Annotated in this window: 1 protein-coding gene; it reads left to right on the forward strand. The window is 72.0% G+C overall.

Translation table 11 applies throughout. The annotated features are described in order from the left end of the window. Window positions 1-7 precede the first annotated feature (7 nt). On the forward strand, window positions 8-17,158 hold the full coding sequence (locus tag STRNI_RS35865) for a type I polyketide synthase (protein WP_277412714.1): 17,151 nt from the start codon (window positions 8-10) through the stop codon (window positions 17,156-17,158).

Raw genomic sequence — 17,158 nt, forward strand, 5'->3', positions numbered from 1 at the left:
GTTCACGATGGCCGTGCAGAAAGACCGCGTCGCTGAGGCTCTGCGAGCATCGCTCAAGGAGACCGAACGGTTGCGTGAACAGAACCGCAAGCTCGCGGGCGCGATGCGGGAGCCGATCGCGATCGTCGCGATGGCATGCCGGTTCCCCGGCGCGAACTCTCCCGAGGAACTCTGGCGCATCCTGGCCTCCGGCACCGACGCCATGACAGCCTTCCCGGCCGACCGCGGCTGGGATGTGGAGAGCCTGTACCACCCGGACCCCGACCACCGCGGCACCTCCTACGTCCGCGAGGGCGGCTTCCTGGACGGCGTCGGCGAGTTCGATGCCGGCTTCTTCGGGATCTCGCCGCGTGAGGCGACCGCGATGGACCCGCAGCAGCGGCTGCTGCTCGAAGCCTCCTGGGAGACCTTCGAGCGGGCGGGTATCGACGGGCTCTCGCTGCGCGGCAGCCGGACCGGCGTGTTCGTCGGCGTGAACTACCAGGACTACGCCTCGCAGCTGCGGGTGGCGCCCGAGGTCGCCGAGGGCTACGGCGTCACCGGCGCCTCGGCGAGTGTGCTGTCCGGCCGCATCGCCTACACCTTCGGCCTCGAAGGTCCGGCGATCACCGTGGACACCGCCTGTTCCTCCTCGCTGGTGGCGCTGCACTGGGCGATGCAGGCCCTGCGCGCCGGGGAGTGCTCGCTGGCCGTGGCCGGCGGTGTGTCGGTGATGTCGACCCCCGATCTGTTCGTGGAGTTCTCCCGGCAGCGCGGGCTCGCCGAGGACGGCCGGTGCAAGGCCTTCGCCGGTGCCGCGGACGGCACGGGCTGGGGCGAGGGCGCCGGACTGCTGCTGGTGGAGCGGCTGTCGGACGCCCAGCGCAACGGCCACCCGGTGCTCGCGGTGGTGCGGGGTTCGGCGGTGAACCAGGACGGTGCGTCCAACGGTCTCACCGCCCCCAACGGCCCCGCACAGCAGCGTGTGATCCTGCAGGCCCTGGCCAGCAGCCGGCTGGCGGCCGACCAGATCGACGCCGTGGAGGCGCACGGCACCGGCACGACCCTCGGCGACCCCATCGAGGCCCAGGCCCTGCTTGCGACCTACGGGCAGGACCGGCCCGCCGACCAGCCGCTCTGGCTCGGCTCGGTGAAGTCCAACATCGGGCACACCCAGGCGGCCGCGGGAGCTGCCGGGGTCATCAAGATGGTCATGGCCCTGCAACACGGCGTGCTGCCCAAGACGCTGTACGTGGACGAGCCCACCCCGCATGTCGACTGGTCGGCCGGCGAGGTGCGCCTGCTCACCGAGGCACGCGACTGGCCGGAGACCGGCCGCCCCCGCAGGTCGGGGGTGTCGTCCTTCGGGATCAGCGGCACCAACGCCCATGTCATCCTCGAACAGGCCCCGGAGCCGGCCCCGGAACTCGAACCGGCCCCGGAAGAAGGCCCGGTGGTGTCCGCCGCCCCGGTGGCACCCGCGGTGCTGCCCTGGGTACTGTCCGCCCGTTCCCGGCAGGCCCTTGCCGCGCAGGCCCGTGCGCTGACGTCCTTCGTGGCCGACCGGCCGGACCTGGACCCGGCCGACATCGGGTTCTCCCTGGTGACCGGCCGCGCCGCGCTGGAGCACCGCGCGGTCGTCTTCGGTACCGGACGGGATGAACTCCTCGCCTGTGTCGAGGAGTTGGCCGAGCGTGGTGCCGATGCCGCCGGTGCGCTGTGCGGTGTCGCGGGCGACGGCCGGGTCGGTGTGCTGTTCACCGGCCAGGGATCGCAGCGGCTGGGTATGGGCCGTGAGCTGTACGAGACGTATCCGGTCTTCGCGCTGGCCTGGGACGAGGTGTGCGCGGAACTCGACCCGCACCTGCCCCGGCCCTTGCGGGAGGTCGTCTGGGGAGAAGAGCAGCAACTCCTCCACCAGACCCAGTACGCCCAGGCCGCCCTGTTCACCGTCGAGGTCGCGCTCTACCGGCTCATGCGGTCCTGGGGCCTGACCCCGGACGTCCTGCTGGGTCACTCCATCGGTGAGGTCACGGCGGCCTATCTGGCGGGCGTCTGGTCGCTGGCGGATGCGGCGAAGCTGGTCGCGGCGCGTGGGCGGCTGATGCAGGCGCTGCCGGCCGGTGGCGTCATGGTGTCGGTGCGGGCGTCGGAGGACGAGGTCGCACCGCTGCTGGAGGGCCGGGAGCAGGTCGGGATCGCGGCGGTCAACGGCCCCGAGTCCGTCGTGCTTTCGGGTGCCGAGGCCGAGGTGGAGACGGTCGTCGCCGCTCTGGAGGCCGAGGGCCGTAAGGTCAAGCGGCTGCGGGTGAGCCATGCCTTCCACTCGCCGCTCATGGAGCCGATGCTCGCCGAGTTCCGTGCGGTCGCCGAGCAGCTCACCTACCAGGAACCGCAGCTCGCGGTGGTGTCCAATGTGACCGGACGCCTTGCCGAGCCCGAGGAACTGCGCGATCCGTCGTACTGGGTGCGCCATGTCCGGGAGGCCGTGCGCTTCCACGACGGCATCCGTGCCGCGCACCGCGAAGGCGTGGACCTCTTCGTGGAGCTCGGCCCCGGTGGGGTGCTCTCCGCCATGGGCCAGGACTGTCTGCCGGAGACCGTCGCGTTCCAGCCGAGTCTGCGCGAGGACCGCCCCGAACCCCAGGCCCTGCGCGAAACCCTCGCCGGCGCCCACGTCCGCGGTGCCACCGTGGACTGGACCGCACAGCTCCAGGGCGGCCGGCGGACAGCCCTGCCCACCTACGCCTTCCAGCGCGAGCGGTACTGGCTCGAAGGATCCGCCGGTGCCGGAGATGTGACGGCCGCCGGACTCGGTCCGGCCGGACACCCCCTCCTCGGCGCGGCCGTGGCGCTGCCCGACTCCGACGGTTTCCTCTTCACCGGCCGGCTGGCGCTGGCCACCCACCCCTGGCTCGCCGACCACGCGGTCTCCGGCACCGTACTGGTACCGGGCACCGCGCTGGTCGAACTCGCCATCCGCGCCGGGGACCAGGTCGGCTGCGACCTCCTGGAGGAACTCACCCTCCAGACACCCCTGACCCTCCCCGACCGGGGCGCGGTGCAGACGCGCGTCACCGTCGGTGAGGCCGCCGCGGACGGCCGCCGGGAGATCTCGGTGTTCTCCCGCCACGAGGACGCCGAAAGCGATGAGCCCTGGACCCAGCACGCCACCGGGTTCCTCACCACGGCCGCCGGCACCGGCACACCTCCCGTGTTCGAGGAGTCCTGGCCGCCCGCCGCGGCCGAGCCCGTCGCCGTGGACGGCTTCTACGAGGAGCTGTCCGCCGCCGGGTTCGCGTACGGCCCGGTGTTCCAGGGCGTGCGGGCCGCATGGCGGCGCGGTGACGAGGTGTTCGCCGAGGTCGCCCTGCCCGCGGACGCGGCCGAACAGGCCAGCCGGTTCGGTCTGCATCCGGCCCTGCTCGACGCCGCCGTACAGACCGTGAGCCTCGGCGCGGCCCTCACCAAGGGCGGGCCCGGCCTGCCGTTCTCCTGGACCGGGGTCCGGCTGCACGCCGTCGGCGCGGCCACCCTGCGTGCCCGGCTCTCCCCGTCGCCGGACGGCGGGGTCGCGGTCCTCGTCGCCGACGACACCGGAGCGCCCGTCGCCACCGTCGACTCCCTGGCGATCCGGCCCGTCTCCGGCACTCTCACGGCCCCCGCCCGCGACCGCTGGTCCTCCCTCTTCCACCTCGACTGGATCACACTGCCCGAAGCCGCCGCCCCCGCCCCGGCCACCTGGGCGGCCGTCGGCAGCGGCACCGAGACCCTGGCCACAACGCTGCGCGCCGGCGGCGCCGAGGTGGTGACGGCCGAGGACTTCGCGGCCCTCGCCGCGCGGGACACCGTGCCGGCCACCGTGCTCTGGGCGCTTCCGGAGACCACCCCCGGCGAACTGCCGGACCAGGTGCGGGAGACCACCACCCGGACCCTGGCCGCCCTGCGCGACTGGCTGGCCGAGGAGCGGTTCGCCGCGTCCCGGCTCGTCATCCTCACCCGGGGCGCGGTCTCCGTCACCGACGAGCGCGGCCCGGACCTCGCACCCGCCCCGGTGTGGGGGCTCGTCCGCTCGGCGCAGACCGAGAACCCGGACCGCTTCCTGCTCATCGACCTCGACGACGAGGACGCGTCCCGCCGCGCCCTGCCCGCCGCCGTCGCCTCCGGCGAACCGCAGCTCGCGCTGCGCGCCGGCACGCTGCACGCCACCCGTCTGGTCAAGGCCGCCTCCACCGCCCCCCTGACCCCGCCGGACGGTCCGGCCTGGCAGCTCGCCAGCACCGCCAAGGGCAACCTGGACGCCCTCGCGCTCGTGGACAGCGACCGGGCCTGTGGGTCACTCGCCGGGCACCACGTCCGGATCGAGGTGCGCGCCGCCGGCCTCAACTTCCGCGATGTCCTCAGCGCCCTGGACATGTACCCCGGCGACGCCGGACCGATGGGCCTGGAAGGGGCCGGCGTGATCGTCGAGGTCGGCTCCGGCGTGACCGGCCTCGCCCCCGGCGACCGCGTGATGGGGACGTTCACCGAGGCCTTTGGGCCCCTCGCCGTCGCCGACCACCGCGCCATCGTCCGCATCCCGGAGGGCTGGTCCTTCGCCGAGGCCGCGGCCACCCCGATCGTCTTCCTCACCGCCTACTACGCCCTGGTCGATCTGGCCGGGGTGCAGCCGGGGGACACCGTACTGGTGAACTCCGCCGCCGGTGGCGTGGGCATGGCCGCGGTCCAGCTGGCCACCCACCTCGGCGCCGAGGTGTACGGCACCGCCAGCCCCGCGAAGTGGGACGCCCTGCGCCAACTCGGCCTGGACGACGACCACATCGCCTCCTCCCGGACCCTGGACTTCGAGAACGAGTTCCTCGCCGCCACCGGAGGCCGCGGCATGGATGTCGTCCTCGACTCCCTGGTCGGTGAGTACGTGGACGCCTCCCTGCGCCTGCTGCCCTCGGGCGGCCGGTTCATCGAGATGGGCAAGGCCGATGTCCGGGACGCGGACGAGGTCGCCGCCGCCTACCCCGGCGTCCGCTACCGCGCCTTCGACCTCCCCGAGGCCGGGCCGGCACGCACCCGCGAGATGTTCGCCGCCCTCCTCTCCCTCTTCGAACGCGGTGTGCTGCGCCCGCTGCCCCTCACCACCTGGGATGTGCGCCGCGCCCCGGAGGCCTTCCGGTACATCAGCCAGGCGCGCCAGGTCGGCAAGGTCGTCCTCACCATCCCGCCGGCGCCGCACCCGGACGGCACGGTGCTGATCACCGGGGCCAGTGGCACCCTCGCCGCGGTCATCGCCCGCCACCTTGTGGCCGAGCACCGTGTGCGCCACCTGCTGCTGGTCAGCCGACGCGGCGCCGAGGCGCCCGGCGCGGCCGGTCTGAGCGCCGAACTCACCGCGCTCGGCGCCGAGGTCACCCTGGGTGCCTGCGACATCGCCGACCGGGACGCCGTGGCCACGCTGCTCGCCGGTATCCCCGCGGAGACCCCGCTGACCGGTGTGGTGCACACCGCCGGGGTGCTCTCCGACGGAGTGATCGACTCGCTCACCCCGGAACGGCTCGACGACGTCCTGCGGCCGAAGGTGGACGGTGCCTGGCACCTCCACGAGCTCACCAAGGACCTCGACCTCTCCGCCTTCGTCCTGTTCTCCTCGGTGTCCGGGGTGTTCGGCGGTCCGGGGCAGGGCAACTACGCTGCCGCGAACACCTTCCTGGACTCCCTGGCCGCACACCGCCGCGCGCTCGGCCTGCCCGCGCTCTCCCTGCCGTGGGGCCTGTGGGCCGAGGCCAGCGCCATGACCGGGAAGCTGGCCGAGCACGATGTGCGGCGCGCCGCCTCCGGTGGTGTCCTGCCGATGACCTCGGAGGAGGGCGTCGCACTGTACGACGCGGCCGCCACCGTCGCCCGCGCGGTGGTCGCGCCCGCCAAGCTGGACCTCAAGGGGCTCGCCGCGGCGGAACTGCCGCCCGTGCTCAGCGGTCTGGTGCGCGCCCCGTCCCGGCGCGCCGCCTCGGCCGTCACCGGAACGGAATCCGGCAACACCCTCGTCCAGCGGCTCACCGCACTGTCCACGGCCGACCAGGACCGGGCCCTGCTGGACCTGGTCCGTACGCAGGTGGCCGCGGTGCTCGGCTATCCGGGCCCGGAGGCGGTGGAGGCCGAGCGGGCCTTCTCCGAACTCGGCTTCGACTCGCTGACCGCGGTGGAGCTGCGCAACCGGATCAACAGCGGCACCGCACTGCGGCTGCCCGCGACCCTCGTCTTCGACTATCCGAACTCGCTCGCCCTCATGCACCACTTGCGCGGCGAGCTGCTCGGCCGGCAGGACGACACCCTGGCGCCCGTGCGGGCCGCCGGTGCCGCCGACGACGAGCCGATCGCCATCGTCGGCATGGCCTGCCGCTACCCCGGCGGGGTGGAGTCGCCCGAGGACCTCTGGCGGCTGCTCACCGACGGCACCGACGCGCTGTCCGGCTTCCCCGCGGACCGGGGCTGGAATCTCGACGAGCTGTACCACCCGGACCCCGACCACCGTGGCACCTCCTATGCGCGCGCTGGCGGCTTCCTCGCGGATGTCACCGGCTTCGACCCCGCCTTCTTCGGGATCTCACCGCGCGAGGCCCTGGCCATGGACCCGCAGCAGCGACTGCTGCTGGAGACCTCCTGGGAAGCCTTCGAGAGCGCCGGTATCGACCCCCAGTCGGTCCGCGGCACCAAGACCGGAGTGTTCGCCGGCGCGACCTCCGATGACTACTCGACCCAACTGGCCCCGGTGTTCGACCAGACCGAGGGCTACGCAAGCACCGGCACCGCGGGCAGCGTCGTCTCCGGCCGTATCTCCTACTCCTTCGGCCTCGAGGGCCCGGCGCTGACCGTGGACACGGCCTGCTCGTCCTCCTTGGTGGCCCTGCATCTGGCCATCCAGGCGCTGCGCTCCGGCGAGTGCTCGCTGGCCCTGGCCGGTGGTGTCACGGTGCTGGCCACCCCGGACGTGTTCATCGAGTTCTCCCGCCAGCGCGGCCTCGCCGCGGACGGCCGCTGCAAGCCCTTCGCGGACGCCGCCGACGGCACGGGCTGGGGCGAGGGCGCCGGAATGCTGCTGGTGGAGCGACTGTCCGACGCTCAGCGCAACGGCCATCGCGTCCTTGCGGTGGTGCGGGGTTCGGCGGTGAACCAGGACGGTGCCTCGAATGGTCTGACCGCGCCGAACGGTCCCTCGCAGCAGCGGGTGATCCGTCAGGCCCTCGCCAATGCGGGAGTGGCCGCTGGTCAGGTCGACGCGGTGGAGGCCCACGGCACCGGCACGACGCTGGGCGACCCGATCGAGGCCCAGGCGCTGCTGGCGACCTACGGCCAGGACCGCCCCGAGGACCGGCCGCTGTGGCTCGGGTCCATCAAGTCCAACATCGGACACACCCAGTCCGCGGCCGGTGCGGCCGGTGTCATCAAGATGGTCATGGCGCTGCGGCACGGTGTGCTGCCGAAGACGCTGCATGTCGATGAGCCGTCGTCGCACGTGGACTGGTCCGCGGGCGCGGTGGAACTGCTGACGGAGGCCAGGGACTGGCCCGAGAGCGGTCAGCCGCGTCGGGCCGGAGTGTCGTCGTTCGGCATCAGCGGAACGAACGCCCATGTCGTGCTGGAGCAGGCACCTGCCTCTGAGCCGGTGGCTGTGGAACCGGTGGCTGTGGAGCCGGTTCAGGGCGAGCCGGCTGAGGCGGCTGAGGCGGCGGCGCGGGCCGGGGTGGTGCCGTGGGTGCTGTCGGCGCGTTCGGAGCAGGCGTTGGCGGCGCAGGCGGAGCGGTTGGCGTCGTTCGTGGAGGGCCGTTTGGAAGGCCGTCCGGAGGGCCGTCCGGAGGGCCGTCCGGAGCTTGATCCTGCTGATGTGGGGTTCTCGCTGCTGAGTTCGCGGGCGGGGTTGGAGTACCGGTCCGTGGTGCTCGGCGCTGACGGTGCGGAGCTTCTTGCCGGGCTGAAGGGTGTGGCTGCGGGGGCGGATCCGGCGGGTGTGGTGCGGGGTTCGACCGGCACCGGAGCCGGGACGCGTGTGGCGCTGGTGTTCCCTGGTCAGGGGTCGCAGTGGCTGGGGATGGCGGATGAACTCCGCGATTCCTCCCCGGTGTTCGCGGGTCGGATGGCTGAGTGTGGTGAGGCGCTGTCGGAGTTTGTGTCCTGGAAGTTGGATGAGGTTCTGTCCGACGAGGACATGCTGGCGCGGGTTGATGTGGTGCAGCCTGTCCTGTGGGCGGTGATGGTGTCGCTGGCTGCGGTCTGGGAGGACTGCGGTGTGGTGCCGTCGGCTGTGGTGGGTCACTCTCAGGGTGAGATTGCCGCGGCCTGTGTGGCGGGGATTTTGTCGCTGCGTGATGGTGCCCGGGTGGTGGCGTTGCGCAGTCAGGCCATCGGGCGGGTTCTTGCCGGGCGTGGTGGCATGGTCTCGGTTGCCGGCTCGCGTGAGGCGGTGCAGGACCGCATCGCCAAGTGGGGCGAGCGGATATCTATCGCCGCGATCAACGGCCCGTCGTCGACGGTGGTTTCAGGAGAACCGGAGGCCTTGCAGGAACTGCTGGCGGAGTGTGCTGAGCAGGAGGTGCGGGCCCGGCAGGTTCCGGTGGATTACGCCTCGCACGGTGCCCAGGTCGAGGAGCTGCGCGAGGAGCTCGCGACGGTCCTGGCCGAGGTGAGCCCTGCTGAAGGCCGGATCCCGTTCTACTCCGCGGTGAATGCCACGGTCGTCTCCGGCGAGGAGCTGGACGCCGGGTACTGGTTCGAGAACCTGCGCAATACGGTGCGGTTCGAGGAAGCCATCCAGGCGCTCCTGGCCGACGGGCACGGCGTATTCGTCGAATGCAGTGCGCACCCCGTCCTGACGCCGGGAATCGAAGACACCGCACAGGAGGCGGGCAGCCCCGTCGTGGTGACGGGATCTCTCCGCCGCGACGAGGGCGGCTGGTCCCGTTTCGCGCAGTCGCTCGGCCAGCTCTGGGCGCATGGCGTTCCGGTGGACTGGAGCACCCTGCTGCCGGCCGGACGTCGGGTCGACCTGCCCACCTACGCCTTCCAACGGCAGCGCTACTGGCCTTCCGGTGTGTTCTTCGGCGGAGACGCCTCGGGGCTCGGACTCGATGCGGCCGATCATCCGCTGCTCGGTGCTGCGATGGCGCTGCCGGACTCCGACGGCTTCCTGTTCAGTGGCCGGCTGTCGCTGACCACGCACCCCTGGCTGGCCGATCACTCCGTACTGGACACTGTGCTGCTCCCCGGGACCGGGCTGGTGGAACTGGCCATCCGGGCCGGGGACCAGGTCGGCTGCGATCTGCTGGAGGAGCTCACCCTTGAGGCCCCGCTGATCGTCCCGGCGACCGGAGGTCTCCAACTCCGGGTCACCGTCGCCGAGTCCGATGCGGACGGCCGCCGGGAGGTCGGCGTGTTCTCGCGTGTCGAGGAGGCTCCGGCAGACCAACAGTGGACCCGGCACGCCACCGGCATCCTCTCCGTGGGTGCCGAACCGGTGGACTTCGGTGAGGAGAGCTGGCCTCCCCTCGGCGCCGAGCCGGTCTCCGTGACCGGCGTATACGACGAGTTCGCCGCGGTGGGTATGAGTTACGGCCCGGTGTTCCAGGGCCTGGGCGCCGCCTGGCAGCGTGGCGAGGAGATCTTCGCCGAGGTCGCGCTGCCCGAGGACGTGGCGGCGGACGCGGCGAAGTACGGGCTGCATCCGGCCCTGCTCGACTCGGCGCTGCATGCGATCGGCCTCCACCCGGCCACCGCGGCCGGGGGACAGGCCCAGCTGCCGTTCGTCTGGAACACGGTCCGCCTGCACGCCGTAGGAGCGGCCGCACTGCGGGTGAAGCTGACCCCGGCCGGCGGCGGTTTCTCGGTCCTGGTCGCCGATGGCACCGGCACCGTGGTCGCCTCTGTGGACTCCCTGGTGACCAGGCCGGTGACAGCCGGCCAGCTCAGCGAAGGCACGGGCAGCGATGCCCTGTTCACCGTCGAGTGGTCGGTGTTGCCGCTCGGGTCCGGGCCGGTGGCGGGTTCGTGGGCGGTGCTGGGCGATGACGTGGCGTTGGCTGCGGCGTTGGGCGCGTCGACTGCGGACGTGCTGAGTGAGCTTGTGGAGGTGCCGGAGTGTGTCGTGCTTGCGGTGCCTGGCGCGGAGGGCGCGGAGGGTGCGGATGGTGCGCTGGAGGTTCCGGCGGCGGTGCGTGCCACGGTGGGCCGGGTGCTGGAGAGCGTCCAGTCCTGGCTGGCCGATGAGCGTTGTGTCCGTTCGAAGCTGATAGTGGCGACTCGCGGTGCCGTTTCGGTGGCGGGGGAGCCGCTGGACGCGGTGGGTGCCGCGATATGGGGTCTGCTGCGTTCCGCGCAGACCGAGAACCCGGACCAGTTCGTTCTCCTCGATCTTGATGAGCGTCAGACCTCGGTGGAGGCCATTGCCGCGGCGGTTGCTTCGGGTGAGCCGCAGTTGGCGGTCCGGGACGGGGTTGTTTCCGTGCCGCGGCTGGTTCGGGCTGTTCCGTCCGAGGCCGAGCGTGCGCCGGTGTGGGATGCCACGGGTACGGTACTGATCACCGGTGGCACGGGAACGCTGGGTGCGCTGTTCGCCCGGCATCTGATTGCTGAACACGGGGTCCGCAGCCTGGTGTTGACCAGCCGTCGCGGCCTGGAGGCTGACGGCGCCCGTGAGCTGCGGTCCGAGCTGACCGAGCTTGGTGCCCGGGTAGATGTGGTCGCCTGCGACGCCGCTGACCGGGAGGCACTGGCGGCGCTGCTGGCCGGCATCCCGACCGACATGCCGCTGACGGGCGTGGTGCACACGGCCGGTGTCCTGGACGACGGCGTGATCGGTTCGCTGAATCCCGAGCGCCTCGACACCGTGCTCCGGCCGAAGGTCGACGCGGCCTGGAACCTGCACGAGCTGACCCAGGACCTGGACCTGACAGCGTTCGTGGTGTTCTCGTCGGCCGCCGGTGTGCTCGGCAGCGCCGGACAGGGCAACTACGCCGCGGCGAATACGTTCCTCGACGCGCTTGCTCAGCACCGTCGCCTCAGCGGTCAGCCGGGTACCTCCCTGGCCTGGGGATTCTGGGCAGAACGCAGTGCGATGACCCGCGAGGTCGGCTCCGACGATGTCCGGCGGATGGCCCGCGGCGGTGCGCTCGCGCTCGACCAGGCCGAAGGTGTGGCCCTGTTCGACCTCGCCTGTGCCGCGCCCGGCTCCGGTCTGCTCGTACCGATCCGGCTCGACCTGCGGGGGCTGGCCGCCTCCGGTGCGGTGCCGGCGGTGCTGCGGAACGTCGTACGGGTTCCGGTGCGGCGCGCGACAGCAGTGGCCGGGGAGGCCGCGTCCCTGCGGGAGAGGCTGGCCGGACTCCCGGCCGAGGACCGCGAGGAGCTGCTGCTCGACCTGGTGACCACGCAGGTCGCGGCCGTACTGGGCTACGACAACTCCGGTGCGGTCCGTACCGACCAGGTATTCAAGGACCTCGGATTCGATTCACTCACCGCCGTGGAACTGCGGAACCGGCTGACCGGGGCCACTGGACTGCGGCTGCCCGCCACTTTGGTGTTCGACTACCCGACACCACGCGCGCTCACCGATTACCTGCGTCGCGAGCTGCTGGAGGAAGAGGCAGCGGTCGTCCCCGTCGCGCGGCCCGGCGCCACGGACGAGGAGGCCATCGCGATCGTCGGTATGGCCTGCCGATACCCCGGTGGTGTCACCTCGCCCGAGGAGCTCTGGCAGCTGCTGGCCGCCGGTACCGACGCCATCGGAGAGTTCCCCACCGACCGTGGCTGGGACATGGACCGGCTCTACGATCCCGAGCCCGGTCTGCCCGGCAAGACCTACACCCGTGACGGCGGATTCCTTTACGACGCGGGCGAGTTCGACCCCGCATTCTTCGGGATCTCCCCGCGCGAGGCGCTGGCGATGGACCCGCAGCAGCGGCTCCTGCTGGAGATCTCCTGGGAGGCCGTCGAGCGGGCCGGGATCGCCCCGGCCTCCCTGCACGGCAGCCGGACCAGTGTCTTCGCCGGCATCATGTACCACGATTACGGCCTGCAGACCGACTCCATACCGGAGGAGGTCGAAGGACACCTCGGCACGGGAACGTCCGGCAGTGTGGCCTCCGGCCGGGTGGCGTACACCTTCGGTCTCGAAGGGGCCGCGGTCACCGTGGACACGGCCTGTTCGTCTTCGCTGGTGGCGCTGCATCAGGCGATGCAGGCGCTGCGGGCGGGGGAGTGCGAGCTCGCACTGGCGGGTGGCGCCTCGGTGATGGCGACGCCGGGCACCTTCGTCGACTTCTCGCGGCAGCGGAACCTCGCGAGCGACGGCCGGGTCAAGGCGTTCGCCTCCTCGGCCGACGGCACCACCCTCGCCGAGGGCGCCGGGATGCTCCTCGTCGAGCGGCTCTCCGACGCGATACGTCACGGGCATCCGGTCCTGGCGGTGGTGCGGGGTTCGGCGGTGAACCAGGATGGTGCGTCCAACGGTCTGACCGCGCCGAACGGTCCCTCGCAGCAGCGGGTGATCCGGCAGGCGCTGGCCGGTGCGGGGCTGTCGCCGTCCGAGGTGGACGCGGTGGAGGCGCACGGCACCGGTACGACGCTCGGTGACCCCATCGAGGCCCAGGCGCTGCTCGCGACCTACGGGCAGGACCGGGAAGAGCCGCTGTGGCTGGGTACGGTCAAGTCGAACATCGGGCACACTCAGGCCGCGGCCGGTGTCGCCGGTGTGATGAAGATGGTCCTTGCCATGCGGCGCGGTGTCCTTCCGCGGACCCTGCATGTCGATGAGCCCTCCTCACACGTCGACTGGTCGGCCGGCGCGGTCGAACTGCTCACCGAGGCCCGCGACTGGCCGACCACCGGCCGGCCGCGCCGGGCGGGCGTGTCCTCCTTCGGCATCAGCGGCACCAACGCGCATGTCGTGCTGGAAGAGGCGCCCCGACCGGCAGCCGAGGAGCCCACAGCGACCGGCTCCGGCACCGGCTCCGGTGCGGACACCGCCTCCGACACCGCCTCCGACACTGACACCGGCACTGACACCGGCACCGGTGTCGTGCCCTGGGTGCTCTCCGCCCGCTCCGCGGAGTCCCTCGCCGCACAGGCCGAACGGCTGGCGTCCTATGTGGAAGCACAACCGGAGCTGAGCCCCGTCGACATCGGGTACTCGCTGGTCACCACCCGCACCCCCCTGGACCACCGCGCCGTCGTGCTGGGCACCGACCGTGAGGAATTCCTTGCCGCCCTACGGAAGATGACCCCGGACGCAGACGTCATCGGAGACCCCCGACTCGGTGTGCTGTTCACGGGTCAGGGTGCGCAGCGGCTGGGGATGGGCCGGGAGCTGTATGAGACCTATCCGGTGTTTGCTCGGGCCTGGGATGAGGTGTGTGCGGAGCTGGATGGTCTGCTGCCGCGGCCGCTGAGTGAGGTGGTCTGGGGCGAGGGAGAGCTGCTCGATCAGACGCAGTACGCCCAGGCGGCACTGTTCGCATTGGAGGTCGCTCTCTTCCGTCTCGTCGAGTCCCATGGTGTGACTCCCGCAGTGCTGCTGGGCCACTCCATCGGTGAGGTCACGGCTGCCTATCTGGCGGGTGTGTGGTCCCTGGCGGATGCGGCGAAGCTCGTCGCGGCCCGTGGTCGGCTGATGCAGGCCCTCCCGGCCGGCGGTGTCATGGTGTCGGTGCGCGCCTCCGAGGACGACGTAACACCGCTGCTGGAAGGCCGGGAGCAGGTCGGCATCGCTGCCGTCAACGGCCCCGAGTCCGTCGTCCTGTCGGGCGCCGAGGCCGAAGTGGAAGAGGTCATCACCGCCCTGGAGGCCGAGGGCCGCAAGGTCAAGCGGCTGCGCGTGAGCCACGCCTTCCACTCACCGCTCATGGAGCCGATGCTGGCGGACTTCCGTACGGTCCTGGAGCAACTCACGTACTCCGACGCGCAGTTGCCGGTGGTCTCCAATGTCACCGGCCGTCTCGCCGACCCCGTCGAACTCCGCGACCCGGAGTACTGGGTTCGCCACGTCCGTGAGGCCGTCCGTTTCCACGACGGTATCCAGGCCGCACACGCCGACGGCGTGACCACGTTCCTCGAACTGGGCCCGGACGGTGTGCTGTCCGCCATGGGGCAGGACACTCTGCCGGAGACCGCCACCCTCCAGCCGAGCCTGCGCAAGGACCGTCCCGAACCCGTCAGCCTGCTGCATGGCCTCGGCGTCGTCCACGCCCGGGGCGTCCCGGTGGACTGGACTCCGCTGTTCCGTGGTGCCCGCACCGTGGAGTTGCCGACATACGCCTTCCAGCGTCGGCGTTACTGGTTGGAGGGCGCCACCGGAGCCGGCGATATGACGGCCGCGGGTCTGGGGAATGCCGATCACCCGCTGCTCGGCGCCACCGTGACCCTGCCGGATGCTGTCGTCCTGACCGGGCGGCTCTCCCTGACCACGCACCCCTGGCTGGCCGATCACGCCGTCATGGACACCGTCCTGCTGCCGGGAACCGCCCTTGTCGAACTGGCCCTCCAGGCCGGAGACCAGCTCGACTGTGACCTCATCGAGGAACTGACACTCCAGGAACCGCTGGTTCTGCCGGAGCGGGGCGGAGTGCAGCTGCGCATCGTCGTCGCGGAGCCCGATGAGGACGATCGCCGGCAACTGACCGTGTACTCCCGGCTGGAGGCGCAAGCGGAGGAGGAGAACTGGACCCGGCACGCTGTCGGTGTCCTGGCCGCCGGGAGCGCCGCGCCGGTCGGTGACGGTGGGGAGAGCTGGCCGCCGGCCGGTGCCGAGCCCGTCGCCGTGGACGGCTTCTACGACGAACTGGCCGCCGCCGGATTCGGCTACGGCCCCATGTTCCAAGGCGTCCAGGCTGCCTGGCGGCGCGGGGACGAGGTCTACGCCGAGGTCACGCTGCCCGAGGAAGCGACCGCGGAGGCGGCGAAGTTCGCGCTGCACCCGGCCCTGCTCGATGCCGCGCTGCAGACCGTCGGACTGCTCGACGACGCCGTATCGGGGCTGCCGTTCGCCTGGCGCGGGATCCGGCTGCACGCGGTGGGCGCCCGCTCGCTGCGCACCACGCTGACCCGGGCCGGCGACGGAGTGCGGGTCATGGTCTCCGACGACGCCGGTGAGCTCGTGGCCACCGTCGACTCGCTGACCGTCCGGCCGGTGCGTACCGAGCAACTGGCCGGTGGCCGCGGTGACTCGATGCTGCAGCTGCGCTGGACCGCGCTGCCGGTGCCGGACATGCCGGTGGTGCCGGACACCACGACGGTCGCGGCCGAGGGCTGGGCCGTGCTGGACGAGAACGAGATCGGTCTGAAGGCCCTCCTCGACGCGGCCGCGCTCGACTGGCCCGCGTTCAACTGCCCCGCGCTCGACTGGCCCTCGCTCGCCGAACAGGACGATGTCCCGGGCGTGGTGCTGTGGTCCGTACCGGAGACCACGCGGGAGGGCCTGGCCGACGGTGCGCATGACCTCGCGCGTCGGGTGCTGGAGCGGCTGCAGAGCTGGCTCGCCGAGGAGCGGTATTACGACTCGCGGTTGGTGATCCTCACCCGTGGTGCGGTCCTGCTCGACGGCGAAACGGTCTCCCCGGCCGCAGCGGCGGTCTGGGGGCTCGTCCGGTCCGCACAGTCGGAGTACCCGGAACGGATCGTGCTGATCGACGTCGATGCCCCTGTCGACGCAGACAGCGATGCCGAGGCCGACGGTGGCGACGAGGCCGCCCGTGCGCTGCGTGCCGCTGTCGCCTCCGGCGAACCGCAGGTGGCGCTGCGCGGCGGGAGCGTCTTCGTACCGAGGCTGGCCCGGTTCGCCGCGCCCGGACAGGAGGGTGCGCCGAGGTGGAATGCCGAGGGCACCGTGCTGATCACCGGGGGCACCGGCGCCCTGGGTGCCCTGGTGGCGCGGCATCTGGCCACCGAACACGGAGTGCGCAAGCTGCTGCTGATCAGTCGTCAGGGGCCGGCCGCCGAGGGGGCCGGGGAGCTGCGCGCGGAACTCGCCGGGCTCGGTGCGAGCGCGGAGATCGTCGCCTGCGACGCGGCCGACCGGGACGCCCTGGCCCGGGTCCTCGCCGACCTGCCCACCGAAGCGCCGCTCACCGGAGTGGTGCACACGGCGGGCGTCCTGGACGACGGGGTGATCGGCTCGCTCACCCCGGACCGTCTCGACGCGGTGCTGTCGCCCAAGGTGGATGCCGCGGTGAATCTGCACGAACTCACCGAGGGCCGCGAGCTCTCCGCGTTCGTGCTGTTCTCCTCCGCGGCCGGGGTGCTCGGCGCCCCCGGGCAGGCCAACTACGCGGCGGCCAACAGCTTCCTGGACGCCCTTGCCGGGTACCGGCGTTCACTGGGTCTGCCCGCGGTCTCCCTCGCCTGGGGACGCTGGGCCGACACCAGTGAGATGACCGGCGGTCTCGACGAGGCCGACCTCCGGCGGATGAGCAGTGGCGGCATCGACGCGCTGACCTCCGCCGAGGGGCTCGCCCTGTTCGACACCGCGACCGCGTCGGCGGAGAGCCTGCTGATCCCGGTCCGGCTGAACACCGCCGCGCTGCACGCCCGTGCCGCCGAAGGGATGCTGCCGCCGGTCATGCGGGACCTGGTCCGGACGCGCGTCCGCCGCTCCGCCGCCGGCGGGAAGGCCATGGCCGGGGATCTGGGCCGTCGTCTCGCCGGGCTCACCGACGTCGAGCAGCAGCAGCTGCTGCTCACCGTGGTGCGTACGCAGGTGGCCGCGGTCCTGGGCTACGCCGGGCCGGAAGAGGTCCCCGGCGGGCGGCCGTTCAGCGAACTCGGCTTCGATTCGCTGACCGCCGTGGAGCTGCGCAACATCCTGACCACGGTCACCGGGCTGCGGCTGCCGGCCACCCTGGTCTTCGACTATCCGACCTCGGAAGTCCTCGCCGAGAAGCTCCGTGCGGAACTGCTCGGCGAACGGGAAGAACAGTCCGGCCTCCTCTCCGTCTTCGCCGGTCTCGACCGGCTGGAACTCTCGCTGCCCGAGATCGCCACGGACGAGGTCGCCCGGGACCGGCTGGCCGTCCGGCTGCAGAGCATTCTGGCGGGGCTGGGCGGTGCGCAGGACAACGGGGCAGGGACGGTCGCCGCGACCTTGGACGCGGCGAGCGACGACGAGGTCTTCGACTTCATTGAGCGAGAGTTCGGGAGTTCCTGA

The sequence above is a fragment of the Streptomyces nigrescens genome (assembly GCF_027626975.1).
GTDB lineage: Bacteria > Actinomycetota > Actinomycetes > Streptomycetales > Streptomycetaceae > Streptomyces > Streptomyces nigrescens.

Bases quoted from the DNA above. Each gene is read 5' to 3' on its own strand.
- STRNI_RS35865 (WP_277412714.1), top strand. From the start codon at position 8: ATGGCCGTGCAGAAAGACCGCGTCGCTGAGGCTCTGCGAGCATCGCTC.